Here is a 15,937-nt window from a genome sequence, read left to right as displayed (position 1 = left end):
AATTCTAACACAAACTTAGATTACAAATCTATTTTAAATCTATGCTGCTATTTCTATTATTGCGTTTTATAAACAAAGAAATTATTTATTTCATTTGGTCAATTATTTGCAAAAAAACTTCCTGCCAATAATTAGGATGATACGACGTTTCGGCATCTCCAAAACGCACTATAATTATTTTTTTTTCAGGATAGATATAGAGATATTGCCCAAACAAACCTACAGCAAAATAACTCCCGTATTTCAGAGGCCCTATTCCCCAATTATTATTATAAAAATGTTTGTTATTTCCTGATGGATCCGAATGTGTAGACAACTCTACCCATCTTTTTGACACAATTTGCTTTCCATTCCAATTCCCTCCATTAAGATAAAGTCTGCCAAACTTTGCAAAATCAATTGCTCTAGCTTGTAAACAACAAAATGTTTTTTCGATTGCTTTATCATCATCTCGATCCAAACTCCATGTTGCTGGTGCCTCCATTCCTAATGGTTTCCATATTTTATCTTCTAAATAGTTAGAAATGGTTCCGCCACTTACTTTTTCAATAATATATCCTAAAAGCATTGTGTTTTCACTACTGTATTTAAATTTTGTGTTGGGTGGGTATTCTAGTTTTAAATTGAGCATCTTTTCTCTTAAATTATCTCCCCAATAAAATTCAGCATTATCAGATACTGGATTTAGTTTGTTATCAGTAAATCGAATACCTGAGGTGTGTTGTAATAAATTTTTTATGGTAATTTTATCCCAACCAATTTTATTTTTAAATTCAGGTAAATAATCAATAATGAGGTCATTTTCACTTTTTATTTTTCCTTCATCAATTGCAATTCCAATTAAAGTAGAAACAAATGGTTTCACCATAGAGAAGGAAGAAACAAATGAATTTGAAGTATATCCTTTGTTGTATCTTTCGTAAACAATTGTATCGTTACGAATAATTAAAAAAGAGATCGTTTTATGTAATGTAGTAAAGCTATCTAAACTAACATTTGTACCGTTAAAATCCCGATTGACAAGTCCTATTTTAGTTCCTAAGTGAGAGTCTTTGATAGGTTTATGAAAATAATAAACAGGCGCTTCATTAGCAATAACGCGTTGTGCGAAATGCTTGTAATCTGATTGGCTGGGAATCCCGCCGTGCCTCAAGGAACGAAATACATTACAAGAACTACAACAGATAAAAAATATCATAAAAATTATTATTTTTTGAATTTTTAAAACAAGCATAGTAATTGTTTTTTAATCCCTTTCTTTCAAAATAAAGCGATGTTTGTTGTTTATAAATTTATATTTTAAAACTAATCCACTGACTTCAGCAATTTCATTTGCTATTGCTAAACCTAGTCCAATTGATAAATGAGACGTTGATTTTTTTTGAAAACGTTTAAATAGATGGTCCAAATTTAGCGGTTCTATTACTCCAGTATTTTCAATGATAATTTTATTAAACTTAATCGTAATATGAATACTCCCCTGATCAACATTATGCCTAATTGCATTTTGAATTAAATTATTAATGAGTACTAGCCCTAAATCAGGGTTCATATTAATCCAAAATTCAGTTTCAATATTTTTTACAATTGTTATTTCCTTCTCTTTTATATAATCATCAAAAAGCAATAAAGACGAATCCAATACTTTTTCGACAGACCCTTTTTCAATGGTTTTAAACTGTCTATTTTCAATTTTTGTAAGCAATAATAATGACTTATTTAAGCGATTCAGTTTAGAACATGCATCATCAATTGCAACAATTAATTCAACATCATTTGGATCTAAATTTTCAGATTGAATAAGTAAATCAATCTTTGATTTTATGACTGCCAACGGAGTTTGAATTTCATGAGATGCATTCTCTGTAAATTTCTTTTGGGCATTATAATCCGCAATCATTTTACTCATCATACTAGCAAGCGATTTATTTAAAGCTGTAAATTCTTTAATGGTTGAATCCTCAAATGGTGGTATTTCGTTATCACTAGCTCTAAATTTCTCCAAGTTGGAGACCGAAGTATAAAACGGTTTCCACATTTTCTTTGAAATCCAAAAATTAAGAATCATTGAAATTAAAAATAATGCCACTAAAATCCAGATAAGTAAAAACAAAATACCTTTGATTAACTCTTCATTTTCTATGCTACTACGCCAAATTTTTATTAGATAATTAGCATTTTTAACCCTTACAATCGACGAAACCATCCTATTTGGGTCCATTTCATTTTCAGCCTCATCTAGAATTAATGTGTCCGAAAAAATTGTTTTATTCCCGTTACTAAAATTATTTTTTAATGTTTTGTTGATTTCCGCTTCCTTAGTTTTGACTAAAAACTGCAACGAAACGGTATCATTTTCTACTAAATATTGCTCAATCAATTTGATGCGATTCACTAAAACCTCATCATTAGCATGCCGTACTTTATGTGTTAATATATGAAAACAAATAAAACCCGACAGAATCAAGATCGGGATACTTAACAATAGGTAATATAAACTGGTCTTTGTAATTAGTTTCATTCTTGTAATTTAAAATTATAACCTAGACCGTAGACAGTTTGTAAATAATCTTCGCATTTTTTTTCTAATAATTTTTTGCGCAAGTTTTTTACATGGTTGTATATAAAATCATAGTTATCCAATCGATCTGCATCGTCTCCCCACAAATGTTCGGCCAAGGCATTTTTACTCACTACGCGGTTTTTATTGGCGATGAAATAAAGTAATAAATCATATTCTTTTGAGGTTAAAGTAACAGTTGCATTATTTACATAAACGCTTCGATCTGCTGGAAGGATTCTAATTTCATTGACAACAATTTCTAGACTTCCATCAAAATTTTTTCGTCTAATCAACGCTTTTATTCTCGAATTAAGTTCCGATAAATGAAACGGTTTTGGTAAATAATCATCGGCACCAAGATCCAAACCAAAAATTTTATCATCCAGTGAGTTTTTTGCAGAAATAATAATGATTCCCGCTTTTGATTTTTTTAATTTAATTTCGGTAATCAAGTCCAAACCAGAACCATTTGGCAACGTAATATCAACCAAAATACAATCATAATCATAGATCGCAATTTTCTGTTGCGCCTTACTAAAATCCGAAGCTATTTCAACCACATTCCCTTCTACTTCAAAATATTGTTTGATACTTTTTTGCAATTCAGGTTCATCTTCGATTAATAAAATTTTCATGCTTATTTATTTTGATTCGTGTTGATTTTGGCTAATCAATAAAATATAAATTTACTTCAATTTAATCATTAATATCTTGTTACTACAGTAACAATATAAAAAACTTCAGGTACTATTATTTTTCGAATGTAGCTTTACACCAAATTTCTCTGCTTTTACTAAATAGATACAGTACAATTTTAGAAATTAATTCTATTTGAATTCTATGTTTACGATAAAACAACCCTTTTATCATCCAAAAGAATAAAGGTTATCAATTGATATAAAGAACCTCAATTTCTCCACAAAAAAAGCCGAAACATCTATTTCGGCCTTTAATTAGTATCTATTTTGTTATTTTATTGCTCTAACACTTTTTCACTGTAATAAGCATGTTCAAAAACTATTTTTCCATCATCATTAAAATCATCTATAAAAAATACGGGTAAAATAATTTTCTTTTTATCTGATTTTCTAGTCAAATTATAATTCCACCAGGATTGAACCACTTTAGTATTTCCCATTTCATAATGCAAATAATCTGGATATCCGGATACGTCTATACTGTTAACTTCAAATTTATCTAGAAATTTTTTATCATTGGCCTTTAATTCAGCTAATGAAATACTTTTTCTTTCTGAATTATTTTCATCTAAAAATCGCGCTTTATCATCATAAAAACTATACGCTTTATCAAGATCATTATTTTCAAATGCATAAATCATTTTTCGAATAGTGTTTATATATTCATGATGATTGTAAATCATACCATTTTGTCTATCAGTAGAACTATTACCAATTTCATCAGGAATGCTACTATTCATGTAATTGATGATGGTTTTTATCTTATTATTTTTGTCAACAATAAATAATCGATGAATGGGCATATCAATCTTTACTCCAGATTTATTATGTACTCCTTTTAGGTCTTCCCAAGTCTGAACCCAAACCACATCTTTGTTGTTAGCATCTTTGTATTCTAATGCATCCGGATAAGCACCTGCAGATCGTTTAATACTAAAATAATCAATATTGTCTTTCCAGAATTTCATTCCTTTTAAAAAAGAAGCTTTGTCTTCTCCTTTATCTCTTTTGTCAATGCTCGTACCGTTATACGATTTAAAATCTTCTGCTAAATAACTAGATACTTTGTCAGTATCTCCTTTAACAAATGCCTGAACCATATCCTCTACTGTATTGATTGCAGGATGTTCTACATAAATAGTTCCATTTGATTTTTTTTGTGCGTATGTGATGCAAGTAATCATCAACAATACAATTAGAATACTTTTTTTCATAATTAAATAAGATTTTTAGTTAAAAACACCATTAAATTTAATCATAAATACTGATAATCAGTATATTATGTTAAAAATATTTACTGTTTTGTAACTACTTTATTACAGATTTTGAAAAAAATATTTATTCTAATTCTTTTAGTAAAGGATAAACACGTTTGAATTTAGCAAAACTTTGCTCGTAAATGATTTTATGCTTTTTATTGGGTAAAAATACTTTCCCATTTGAAGTCTCGGGCAACATCTCTATTTCTTTTGATTTAAAGCCAATCAATACTGCTCCCCAAGCCGAAGCTTCGACTGTTTCAGCAATTCTAACTTTCATTTGAAAAACATCGGCAGTCATTTGCAACCAAAATTCACTTTTTGCAAATCCTCCACTTGCCATAATAGTATGTTGTTCTCTAGTCTCTTCATTAGGCAATAGAATTTCTAAAACATTCAAAAGTCCAAATAAAATCCCCTCCATTGTGGCCCGAATAAAATGGGCTTGGGTATGAATAATTTTGATTCCTAGAAGAGTACCTTTTGCGGAAGCATCCCAAATAGGAGCTCTTTCTCCTAATAAATAGGGTACAAAAAGTAATCCATCTGATCCTGAGGAAACGGTAGCTGCTTGCTTAAAAAGAGTTTCAAATGAGTCTTCAGTTTTCAAAATAGATTCTTTTAACCACTGTAAAACAATGGCACCATTACTAACCGCTCCTAGTGTTAAATATTGATTATCTATCAAATGATAACATTGCGTTCGCATTTGGGAATCTATAAAAGGTTTCTCGATTGGTAAACGTACTGCTCCACTTGTTCCTATTGTTAACGCCACTTTTCCAGGTTCCATTGCTCCAGTACCTAAATTGGCCAAAGCTCCATCTCCCCCTCCAATAACATATAAATTATTATCATTTAATCCTTTGCAAAAATGAGTGGGTTTTACAATTTTTGATAATTGATTCGACTGTATATCTAGAAATTTTAAAATCTCAGGATCCCATTCTAAATTATGAATATTCATTATTCCAGTACCTGATGCCATAGAGGAATCAATTGCATATTCTCCCGTAAGCTGATGCCATACATATTCTTTTAAACTAATAAATTTAAATGCTTTAGAAAAGACTTCATTTTTATGTTCTTTCAACCAAGCGATTTTGGTCATGGGAGAAAAAGTATGAATAGGGATTCCCGTTTTTTGATAGAACCTCTTTCCTACATCTGTTACTTTAAGCGATTCTGCAAATTCATGTGCGCGATTGTCTGCCCAAATAATAGCATCTGTCAATGGATTTCCTAATTCATCAATGATTAAAACACTTTGCATTGCCGAACTAAAACTGATAAACTCAGGCTGATATTCCTTTGTAATTTGATTAATGCAAGCTAAAACTGCAACAAGAACTTCATTTGGTTTTTGAATACTTTGATCGAATTCTGGGTGATACAATGGATATTCTTTTGAATACTCATAAATTACTTTACCTAATCTATTGAAACATACCGATTTTGTTGCTGTCGTTCCTATATCGATACCAACATATATTTTTTTATCATCCATGATTTAGTTCTTATTAACCTACAAATAAATTAAGAACTAACACCCCTGCTAACCCTGTAACACCAACTATAGTTTCCATTGCTGTCCATGAACGAAAAGTATCCTTAATACTAATTCCAAAATACTCTTTAAACATCCAGAAACCAGTATCATTTACGTGAGAGCACATTAAACTTCCTGCTCCTATTGATAAAACCATCAATTCAGGACTGACCCCAGAACTTATCACTAAGGGTTGAACAATACCTGCAGCAGTTAATCCTGCAACCGTGGCCGATCCTAATGCAATGCGTATAATAGTAGCAATAAGCCAACCCAAAAATAAGGGTGAAAGTGTAGAGCCATCAAAAAAAGTAGCCAAATCAGAGCCGATGCCACTATCAATCAATAGTTGTTTAAAAGCACCACCAGCACCAATTATTAAAATTATCATAGTGACAGAACTCATAGAAGTGCTAAATTTATCCATAATGTCCATCATCTTTTGCCCTCGTTTTATCCCTAAAAAAACAATACCAAATAATACTGTAATCAACATCGAAGTAGTTGGATTTCCTATAAACTCTAATGTAGTCCGCAAATCCGATCCTTCTGGTAAAATAAAAGCACTCAAAGTCCCTATCCCCATTAAAATAACGGGAGTGAGTGCAATCATGAAACTTGTCAAGAAAGAAGGCATTTCTCCTTCAGTAAACGTTTTACTTTCGAATAATCCTTTAGGCGGATTCGTTACAATTTTTTTTATAAATTCAGGAAAAATAATTCCTGCAGCTAGCAAAGCAGGAATAGAAACTAAAATTCCATATAATAATGTTTTACCAATATCTGCCTTGAAAATTACTGCTATTGCAGTAGGTCCAGGATGTGGAGGTAAAAAACCATGTGTAATTGATAAGGCCGATGCCATGGTAATACCTAGATAAATAAAGGGTTGTTTCGTATTGGCCGCAATGGCAAAAACCATTGGAATCAAAATAACAAAACCAGCATTATAAAACATGGCAATTCCTACAGCAAAACCAGTAACTAAAACGGCCCATTTTACTTGATTCACACCAAAGGAATTGATCAAAACAGTACTGATTCGTTGTGCAGCACCACTCTCGGATAGTAAACTTCCAAGCATGACTCCAAAAGCTAAAATTAAGACCAAAGATCCTAAAGTACTACCTATTCCGTTTTGGATGGAATTAACAATTGTTCCAAAAGGCATTAGCTTAACTATACCAACAAAAAAAGAAGCCAATAGTAAAGAGATAAATGCATTAAATTTTAGAACGGTTATTAAAAATAGCAACAAAAGGATACTTGCAATTAAAATCAGTATGGACATAAGTTAGAAGTTAGAATTTAAATTTTACACTCTTTTGGTTTTCTAGCGAATTGTGGAAAATTATTCGTTTTTTTCTACAGCATGACCACCAAATTCATTTCGGAGGGCCGCAACTACTTTACCAGAGAATGTATCTTGCATTTGAGAACGATAACGCATCATTATCGATAACGCTATAACAGGTGTTGGCACGCCTAAATCCAATGCTTCTTCAAGTGTCCATTTTCCTTCTCCTGAGGAATGCATAACTCCTTTTATTCCCTCCAGTTTAGGATCTTTTGAGAAAGCATTTTGAGTCAATTCCATTAACCAACTGCGTACTACAGAACCATGATTGAACAGTTTTGCCGTTTTTTCGAAATCAATATCAAATTCAGAATGTTCAAACACTTCGAATCCTTCTGCAATTGATTGCATCATTCCATATTCAATTCCATTATGAACCATTTTGGTATAATGGCCACTCCCAGAAGCACCTGTATACAAAGATCCATTAGGAACTGAAATATTCTCAAAAACTTCAGCTACATAATCAAATACTTCTTTATCTCCTCCCACCATCGTACAAGCACCATTTAATGCCCCAGAAGTTCCTCCTGAAGTACCACAGTCCAAATAGCAAAACCCATTTTCTTTTAAAATTTTATACCTGCGTTTTGAATCTTTGAAATTAGAATTTCCTCCATCGATGACAATATCGTTTTTATTTAAAAAAGGGATTAAAGAAAAAATCACTTTGTCTACAATTTCTCCTGCGGGAACCATAATCCAAATCACTCTTCGCTCGGTTAATTTTTCGGTTAATACAGCAACTGAATTAGCCGTATCTATTCCTTCTTTCTCTATTTTAGCTACAAAATCGGTATTAACATCATTGGCTACCACATCATACCCATTTCTTTGCAAGTTTAAGGCTAGGTTAAAGCCCATTTTTCCTAATCCTATCAGTCCTATTTGCATTGTATCTCGTATTTAAGTATCGTTTGAAATTATTTTTTTTATCAACTGTAAAAATATCAGTTTTAATTTTCTAATATACAGTTTATCAGAAAAATAGTCCTCTTTTTTTTATATAATGAAATATACCCATTTATTTTTTAATTATGTCACCAAGAATGAGGTTAATAAATCAAAAAAAGATTGATCTCCATTTTATAATTATCGCTCATCTAGATAAAGGCCTTTTATATAGTGTCTAAAACAATTTTTAAACATTTGTTATTACTATAGATTTCTTACTACTATTAAAACTGTTCTATAATCATAAATAACTTTTGTTATAAAAATAAAATCAAGACTACACCCCCCCCTTTATTTTACTTAAAATTACAAATTAACCTATAAAAAGATGAAACATTAAGAATATTTATCCTATAATATTTAAAAATAACTCAAAAAAATGGGGGTATAGTTAAAAAATTTAATTGTGAATAGTGCAATTATTTAAATCTATAATGAATATTCTTTATTATTTTGAAAGGATATTTTGTAATTAATAATTCTACCTCTTTTTATCCAAAAACTCAGTTCTTATTTATAATTCTTAAATAAAAGTTAATAAATTCGTCACTGAAAAAAATAGATTTTAACAGATAATAAACAATTAATCATTGTTATTATTGAATAATACACTAATTAAATACAAATTCACTGTACATAACTCAAATATTAAATTAATCACAAAAAAACAAACACTATCAAAATTTCTAATTCCCAAAAATTATTTGCTTATTTTCTGATTAGAAAATCACAAAAAAATCAAGGAAAAATACTTAAACAAAATAAATCAATTATAAAATCCACTTAATTATGAAAAAAATCGAAGCCATTATTCGAAAATCAAAATTTGATGAAGTTAAAGAAGCTTTACACAAAATAGAAGTTAATTTTTTTACGTATTGGGACGTTACTGGAGTTGGTAACGAGAAAGAAGGACACGTGTATAGAGGTATTACTTACAGTACAACAGATATACAAAGAAGATACATTTCCATTGTAGTTTCGGATCCTTTTCTAGAAAAAACAGTTGACGCTATTTTGAATGCAGCCGCTACCGGAATGGTGGGCGATGGTAAAGTATTTGTTTCTGATATACAAGAAACGTATAGAATAAGAACCAAAGAAAAAGGAACAGACGCTGTTAACTAAATCACTTTTTAAAACTAACTAATAAAAATATATATTATGGATACGAATGCTGCAATGGACTTAATGTGGGTGTTAATCGCCGGAAGTTTAGTGTTTTTTATGCAAGCCGGTTTTACACTTGTAGAAACTGGTTTTACTAGATCAAAAAATACTGGAAATATTATAATGAAAAATTTAATGGATTTCTGTATTGGAAGTCTTGCTTTCTGGGCAGTAGGATATTCGTTAATGTACGGAGATTCTATTGGAGGATTGGTTGGAGATATGAAGCAATATGCTTTTTTTGATAGTCTTCCAGACATGCATAGTTTATTTTTTCAAACTGTATTTGCAGCAACTGCAGCAACTATCGTTTCTGGAGCGATTGCTGAAAGAACAAAATTTACTACTTATTTAATCTTCTCTTTATTAATGACATTAATAATCTACCCTATTTCTGGTAGCTGGGTATGGAATGCAGGTGGATGGCTAGCTAAAATGGGATTTACTGATTTCGCTGGATCAACTGTAGTACATGCTGTTGGTGGAGCTGCTTCTTTAGTAGCTGCTGCAATGGTAGGCCCTAGAATTGGAAAATACACAGATGGAAAATCAAATGCTATACAAGGTCATAGTTTAATGCTAGGAGCTTTAGGGGTATTTATACTTTGGTTAGGATGGTTTGGGTTCAACCCAGGATCTCAACTTGCAATATCTGGTGATAACGCTTTTAAAGTAGCAGCTATATTTATTACAACAAATTTAGCAGGTGCTGCAGGTGCGTTAGCAGCTATGTTTTTAACTTGGATATTTTACAAAAAACCAGATATTTCAATGACTTTAAATGGAGTTTTGGCTGGATTAGTTGGTGTGACAGCAGGTTGTGCAGCTGTAAGCCCATTAGGAGCTCTAATTATTGGATTAATTTGTGGGGTTGTAGTTGTATTTTCAATTGAATTTATCGACAAAAAATTAAAAATTGACGATCCAGTTGGAGCGGTTTCAGTTCATGGAGTTTGTGGTGCATTAGGAACTATATTAGTTGGATTTTTTGCTACAGATGGTGGTCTATTCTATGGTGGTGGTTTTGATAAATTAATTGTACAAATAACAGGTGTTGCTGCAATTGTAGCATGGGCAATGGGAGCTTCTTTTATCGTATTATTTATATTAAAGAAAACAATGGGACTAAGAGTTACCAAAGAAGAAGAGATTGATGGTTTAGATATTCATGAGCATGGAACTAATGTTTATAATGACTAAACAATTAAAATTATAATAAAAGTGTATTTACAGTGATGTTTCCTTTTTATAAACACACCCTCATGTGTTTTCTAAAAGAATTGCGGTTGGCAATCAAAAATTATTTTTTAAACATCATTTTAAATTCCTAAAAGATAAAGCCTACAACAAAATTATTTTGTTGTAGGCTTTTTTTATTGAATATACATTTACATTAAAAAAAAAATTAACTTAACCTTTTTAAATTAGATTAAATGCAACCACTATAAAAGTAAGTCGCAAATAAAAACGTACTAGTTAATTAAACATTAAAACTATAGGACAGCATTTATAAATCAAATAAAAAAATAATAGATTTACCAAAATAGATTTCATTTACAACACTGCTTATGTCAAAAGAAAAGTTACGAATAGATAAAACATGCCTTAATTGTAATTATGTTGTTGACCAACGTTACTGTCCTAATTGCGGTCAAGAAAACACGATAAGCACTAAGTCTTTTCATCATATCTTTATTCATTTTTTTGAAGATTTAACCCATTACGACAATGCATTTTGGAGAACCATTTTTTATTTGTTTTTCAAACCTGCAGCATTAACGAAAGCTTATCTTTCTGGAAAAAGATTATCATTTCTAGCGCCTGTACGTCTTTATATTTTTATTAGTTTCGTTACCTTTTTATTACTATCCTTATTCCCAACTAGCGACACAAAAGAAGTAACAATTCCAATTACTATAGAAAAAACTCAAGTAAATATCCCCTCAATTGATTCATTACATATTGAAGAAAAAAGCGTCGACGGACTAACCAAAGTTGGAATATTATCTCAAAAAAACAATGATACTATTAAAAAGATTTTACTACAAACTACTAAAATTGACACTACTAAAATAAACAAAAAAGAAGTGGCTGATTTTGGTTATAAATCTATTAATGAACTAGACTCAATACAAAAAAATGGGGCAGAAAAAGCAAAAGTAAGCAAAACCGAATATTGGTTCCTAAAAAAATGGCTTGCTGTAAAAGAAGAAAATACAAATGAGGAAATAATTGAGAAATTCAGTGAATCATTTACGCATAACCTCCCAAAGGTACTGTTTATGTATATGCCTGTTTTTGCTTTTATACTATGGGTTTTTCATGACAAAAAAAAATGGTACTACTTTGATAATGGTATTTTTACTTTGCATTATTTTTCGTTTCTACTCTTATTGATTTTAACCCTGTTCTTTATAGACAAACTCTTTCTGTTGTTTGGTGAAAATCCTATTTTGACTTGGGTTCATTTTGGTCTCAAATCGATTGGCATTTTTTGGATGCTGTACTACTTTTTTCCTGCACACCGAAAATTTTATGGAGAAAAAATCATGATTTCTTTATTAAAAAGTAGTGTTATTTTACTGATAAATGTTATCATTATAATTATTCTAATGGTTCTTTTCGCACTATACACCTACATCAATATTCACTAAGAACTATTTAACAAATTACAAAAGGTTCCCCTTTCTTTTTTTTTTAAATAGGTTAAAAAAAAAATCTACCCATAATTGATATAAACGATAGGATTTAGAATTTGAATAATTTAATTCTTGTTACATAATTCGCAATTATAAAATGTAAAAAAAGCAATCATAGCAAAAAATTAGGTCGATTATTATCATAAAAAAAGCATAAACTATGATTTTTTTGCAATATTTGTTATACTTCTACTATTCAAAGATAACACGCCTAAATTATGTCAATAAAAATCGCTATTTCACACAAAACAACATACAAATTTGACCGAAGCGTTAAATTATTCCCTCATGTTTTTAGACTTCGTCCGGCTGTACATTCTCGAACGGCTATAGAAGGATACTCTTTTAAAATAAGTCCTGAGGATCATTTTATCAATTGGCAACAAGACCCTTTTGGGAATTATCAAGCTAGAGTTATTTTTCCTGAAAAAATTAAAGAATTAAAAGTCGAAGTCGAAGTTATTGCAAAACTTCAAGTCATCAACCCTTTTGATTATTTTGTAGAAGAATATGCTCAAAAGTATCCCTTTAAATATGATACTATACTGGAACAAGAATTAATTCCTTATTTAAAATTGAGTGAAGAAAGTCCCATATTTTTAAAATTTATTGAAAAAATAAAACTAAATGATTCCATAGAAATAAATGATTTTTTAGTTTACCTGAACCAAGAAGTTTACAAAACGCTTTCTTATAATCTACGAATGGAGGCAGGAGTACAAACACCAGAAGAAACATTACGAATAAAAAGTGGCTCCTGCAGAGATTTTGCATGGCTATTAATTCATGTTTTACGTCACTTTGGTTTAGCTGCACGATTTGTTTCTGGCTATATTGTACAATTAGCACCCGACATAAAGTCACTTGATGGGCCTTCCGGACCAGAAAACGATTTTACTGATTTACACGCTTGGGCCGAAGTTTATCTTCCTGGAGCAGGATGGATTGGACTAGATCCTACGTCTGGACTTTTTGCAAGTGAAGGTCATATACCATTATGTTGTACTCCCCATTATGAAAGTGCGGCGCCAGTTACAGGTGCAACAGAAAAATGTGAAGTAAGTTTTGAATTTGAAAATAAAGTAACTCGCATTCATGAAGACCCAAGGGTAACTAAACCCTATTCTGACAGTCAATGGGAAGACATCATGGCGGTAGGAAATGTAGTGGAGAAGGATTTAATTGAAGGTGATGTGCGTTTAACAATGGGTGGAGAACCCACCTTTATTTCTATTGATGATTTTGAGGGAGCCGAATGGAATACAGCAGCCGATGGACCATTGAAACGTAAACTAGCTTATGATTTAGCCCTTCGTTTAAAAAAACGATTTGCTCATGGAGGTTTGCTGCATTTTGGACAAGGAAAATGGTACCCTGGAGAGTTATTCCCACGTTGGCAATATGGACTATACTGGAGAAAAGACGGATTCCCTTTGTGGAAAAATGATGCGCTAGTAGCAAAAGAAGGTGAAACTCAATTTACTTTTCACGATGCTGAAAAATTTGCTATCGAATTGACCAAATTTTTAGGTATTGACACTAAAAACATATTACCAACTTACGAAGATCCAATCTATTGGGCTCTAGAAGAAGGTAAACTTCCAATGAATTTAGATCCATTGAAAGTGAATTTAAAAGATTCTATGGAACGTCATAATTTGGCAAAGGTTTTAGAAAAAGGCTTGAATAATCCATCAGGATTTGTTTTGCCAATACAAAAAAATCACAATAATGATAATTGGGAAAGTTGTGCTTGGGAATTTAGAAGAGGTAATTGCTTTTTAATTCCTGGAAATTCTCCAATTGGATTGCGTTTACCATTGGATTCCTTACCAAAAATTTCTAAAAACAAGAGAGAAACAGTTGTAGATAGAAGTTTATTTGAAGACTTACCCGCTTTAGGTGATTATTCAGAAAAAATAAACAAACGTTATGGGACCATTTCAAAACTCATTCAGTCTGTCAAAAAAGTATTATCTAAAAAAGAAGAAAAAAAAGAAGAAGAATTTTTATTATTTGAAGTAGACACTTTTATTACCGCCATGTGTATACAAGAGCGCGATGGAATGTTGTACATTTTTCTTCCTCCAACTGATTATTTAGAAGACTATGTAGATTTAATTACTTCGATAGAAATTACTGCAGAAAAATTACAAATGCCAGTAAGAATTGAAGGATATCAACCAAAGTCGGACTACAGAGTCGAAAAAATGATGGTAACCCCGGATCCTGGTGTAATTGAAGTAAATGTACATCCAGCCAAATCTTGGCAAGAAATTGTAGACAACACAACGGCGCTATATGAAGAGGCATTTCTATCTCGTTTAGGCACCGATAAGTTTATGGTAGACGGTCGTCATACTGGAACTGGAGGAGGGAACCATGTAACATTAGGAGCTGAAAAACCTGAGGATAGTCCCCTATTGAGAAGACCTGATTTATTACGAAGCTTAATCACCTATTGGCAACACCATCCCGTTTTAAGTTACCTTTTTGCTGGACCCTTTATTGGACCAACAAGTCAAGCACCGCGTATTGATGAAGGTCGTGATGAGCGTCTCTACGAAATGGAAATTGCTTTTGATCAAATCCCAAAAGACAAAGAAGTTCCTTTTTGGATGGTGGACAGAATTTTCAGAAACCTATTAACTGATATCACTGGAAATACGCACCGTTCAGAGTTTTGTATCGATAAATTATATTCTCCTGATTCATCAACAGGACGTTTGGGAATATTAGAGTTAAGAGCTTTTGATATGCCACCTCACAAACACATGAATTTAGTTCAAAATTTATTAGTTCGTGCCTTGGTTGCAAAATTTTGGAAAAACCCATATGAGAAAAAATTAGTCCGTTGGGGAACTGAACTACATGATAAGTTTTTGTTGCCTCATTTTGCCTATTTGGACATGATTGATGTAGTTAATGATTTAAAAGATGCTGGATATAATTTTGACATTTCATGGTTTGATCCTTTTTTCGAATTTAGATATCCTCACCATGGTAATGTGACTATTGATAATATCCAATTAGAAATTCGATTAGGTATTGAACCATGGCACGTACTTGGTGAAGAACTCTCAGGCTCTGGAACCTCTCGTTTTGTAGATTCCTCACTAGAACGTTTACAAGTAAAAGTTTCTGGAATTGTACCAGAACGCCATATTTTACTATGTAAAGGCTGCCGAATTCCTTTAAGAAGTACAGGTACAAAAGGAGAATATGTAGCAGGAATACGATATAAAGCATGGAATCCACCATCCGCTTTACACCCAAATATAGGTGTAGATGTTCCATTGGTTTTTGATATTGTAGATACTTGGAATAATAAAGTAATCGGTGGCTGCACCTATTTTGTAACACATCCAGGCGGAAGAAGTTTTGAAACTATGCCTGTGAATAGTTTTGAAGCAGAATCAAGAAAGATAAGTCGCTTTTGGGATTTTGGTCATACACCATCTTCAGTACATAATGACATGGAAAACGAGAAAGAAATTATAATAAATAATAGTGCAACTTCTCGCTTTTTAGTAGAGTCTAAATCCGAACTTAAACTTGATACTCCCATTGAACTTATTAACCCTGAGTACCCTTACACATTAGATTTAAGACATTATTGGAAAGCAAAAGAATAGAATAATTGCATTGTTGTTCGCTTTAAAAACCTTTATTTTGTCAATTATAAAAA

At 31.6% G+C, this 15,937-nt stretch carries 11 protein-coding genes; 4 read left to right on the top strand and 7 right to left on the bottom strand.

What is annotated here, in order from left to right:
• Nucleotides 1–85: 85 nt before the first annotated feature.
• The 7 genes from AB3G36_RS10205 to gnd all read right to left on the bottom strand — a co-directional run bounded on the left by AB3G36_RS10205 (nucleotide 86) and on the right by gnd (nucleotide 8,320).
• Nucleotides 86–1,198 carry a serine hydrolase domain-containing protein gene (locus AB3G36_RS10205; RefSeq protein ID WP_367752376.1) on the bottom strand — a complete coding sequence of 371 codons (1,113 nt, stop codon included), beginning with the start codon at nucleotides 1,196–1,198 and terminating at the stop codon, nucleotides 86–88.
• 48 nt (nucleotides 1,199–1,246) lie between these two features.
• Entirely contained in the window at nucleotides 1,247–2,521 is a 1,275-nt protein-coding gene (locus AB3G36_RS10200) for a sensor histidine kinase (protein ID WP_367752374.1), read from the bottom strand.
• Nucleotides 2,518–3,198 (bottom strand): response regulator transcription factor, encoded by a 681-nt coding sequence (locus AB3G36_RS10195; RefSeq protein WP_367752372.1) that lies wholly within the window; start codon nucleotides 3,196–3,198, stop codon nucleotides 2,518–2,520. Before AB3G36_RS10195 ends, AB3G36_RS10200 begins: the two co-directional genes overlap by 4 nt.
• Before the next feature lie 338 nt (nucleotides 3,199–3,536).
• Nucleotides 3,537–4,475: a nuclear transport factor 2 family protein gene (locus AB3G36_RS10190; protein ID WP_367752370.1), complete on the bottom strand. Its 939-nt coding sequence runs from the start codon at nucleotides 4,473–4,475 to the stop codon at nucleotides 3,537–3,539.
• Between the two features lie 124 nt (nucleotides 4,476–4,599).
• Nucleotides 4,600–6,027, bottom strand: coding sequence for a gluconokinase (locus tag AB3G36_RS10185; protein WP_367752368.1), 1,428 nt, complete (start codon nucleotides 6,025–6,027; stop codon nucleotides 4,600–4,602).
• 13 nt (nucleotides 6,028–6,040) lie between these two features.
• Complete coding sequence (locus AB3G36_RS10180; RefSeq protein ID WP_367752366.1) at nucleotides 6,041–7,360, bottom strand: gluconate:H+ symporter; 1,320 nt, start codon at nucleotides 7,358–7,360, stop codon at nucleotides 6,041–6,043.
• Between the two features lie 60 nt (nucleotides 7,361–7,420).
• On the bottom strand, nucleotides 7,421–8,320 hold the full coding sequence (gene gnd / locus AB3G36_RS10175; protein WP_367752364.1) for a phosphogluconate dehydrogenase (NAD(+)-dependent, decarboxylating): 900 nt from the start codon (nucleotides 8,318–8,320) through the stop codon (nucleotides 7,421–7,423).
• Between the two features lie 849 nt (nucleotides 8,321–9,169).
• Between gnd and AB3G36_RS10170 the strand changes: the two genes are divergently transcribed.
• The 4 genes from AB3G36_RS10170 (at nucleotide 9,170) to AB3G36_RS10155 (ending at nucleotide 15,884) form a co-directional block, all read left to right on the top strand.
• Complete coding sequence (locus AB3G36_RS10170) at nucleotides 9,170–9,508, top strand: P-II family nitrogen regulator (protein ID WP_367752362.1); 339 nt, start codon at nucleotides 9,170–9,172, stop codon at nucleotides 9,506–9,508.
• Nucleotides 9,509–9,544: 36 nt separating this feature from the next.
• Complete coding sequence (locus AB3G36_RS10165) at nucleotides 9,545–10,750, top strand: ammonium transporter (RefSeq protein ID WP_367752360.1); 1,206 nt, start codon at nucleotides 9,545–9,547, stop codon at nucleotides 10,748–10,750.
• Nucleotides 10,751–11,118: 368 nt separating this feature from the next.
• On the top strand, nucleotides 11,119–12,204 hold the full coding sequence (locus AB3G36_RS10160) for a DUF3667 domain-containing protein (protein WP_367752358.1): 1,086 nt from the start codon (nucleotides 11,119–11,121) through the stop codon (nucleotides 12,202–12,204).
• Between the two features lie 263 nt (nucleotides 12,205–12,467).
• Complete coding sequence (locus tag AB3G36_RS10155) at nucleotides 12,468–15,884, top strand: DUF2126 domain-containing protein (RefSeq protein ID WP_367752357.1); 3,417 nt, start codon at nucleotides 12,468–12,470, stop codon at nucleotides 15,882–15,884.
• Nucleotides 15,885–15,937: the final 53 nt, after the last annotated feature.

Origin of the sequence: Flavobacterium sp. WC2430 (assembly GCF_040822075.1) — a bacterium.
GTDB lineage: Bacteria > Bacteroidota > Bacteroidia > Flavobacteriales > Flavobacteriaceae > Flavobacterium.
Note: the sequence above shows the minus strand (reverse complement) of the source record. Positions and strands in the feature narration are given on the sequence as shown.

What these genes read in the sequence shown, in the direction of transcription:
- AB3G36_RS10190 (WP_367752370.1), bottom strand. Translation starts at nt 4,475, where the DNA reads ATGAAAAAAAGTATTCTAATTGTATTGTTGATGATTACTTGCATCACA.
- AB3G36_RS10185 (WP_367752368.1), bottom strand. Translation starts at nt 6,027, where the DNA reads ATGGATGATAAAAAAATATATGTTGGTATCGATATAGGAACGACAGCA.
- AB3G36_RS10155 (WP_367752357.1), top strand. Translation starts at nt 12,468, where the DNA reads ATGTCAATAAAAATCGCTATTTCACACAAAACAACATACAAATTTGAC.
- AB3G36_RS10205 (WP_367752376.1), bottom strand. Translation starts at nt 1,198, where the DNA reads ATGATATTTTTTATCTGTTGTAGTTCTTGTAATGTATTTCGTTCCTTG.
- gnd (WP_367752364.1), bottom strand. Translation starts at nt 8,320, where the DNA reads ATGCAAATAGGACTGATAGGATTAGGAAAAATGGGCTTTAACCTAGCC.
- AB3G36_RS10195 (WP_367752372.1), bottom strand. Translation starts at nt 3,198, where the DNA reads ATGAAAATTTTATTAATCGAAGATGAACCTGAATTGCAAAAAAGTATC.
- AB3G36_RS10180 (WP_367752366.1), bottom strand. Translation starts at nt 7,360, where the DNA reads ATGTCCATACTGATTTTAATTGCAAGTATCCTTTTGTTGCTATTTTTA.
- AB3G36_RS10160 (WP_367752358.1), top strand. Translation starts at nt 11,119, where the DNA reads ATGTCAAAAGAAAAGTTACGAATAGATAAAACATGCCTTAATTGTAAT.
- AB3G36_RS10170 (WP_367752362.1), top strand. Translation starts at nt 9,170, where the DNA reads ATGAAAAAAATCGAAGCCATTATTCGAAAATCAAAATTTGATGAAGTT.
- AB3G36_RS10200 (WP_367752374.1), bottom strand. Translation starts at nt 2,521, where the DNA reads ATGAAACTAATTACAAAGACCAGTTTATATTACCTATTGTTAAGTATC.
- AB3G36_RS10165 (WP_367752360.1), top strand. Translation starts at nt 9,545, where the DNA reads ATGGATACGAATGCTGCAATGGACTTAATGTGGGTGTTAATCGCCGGA.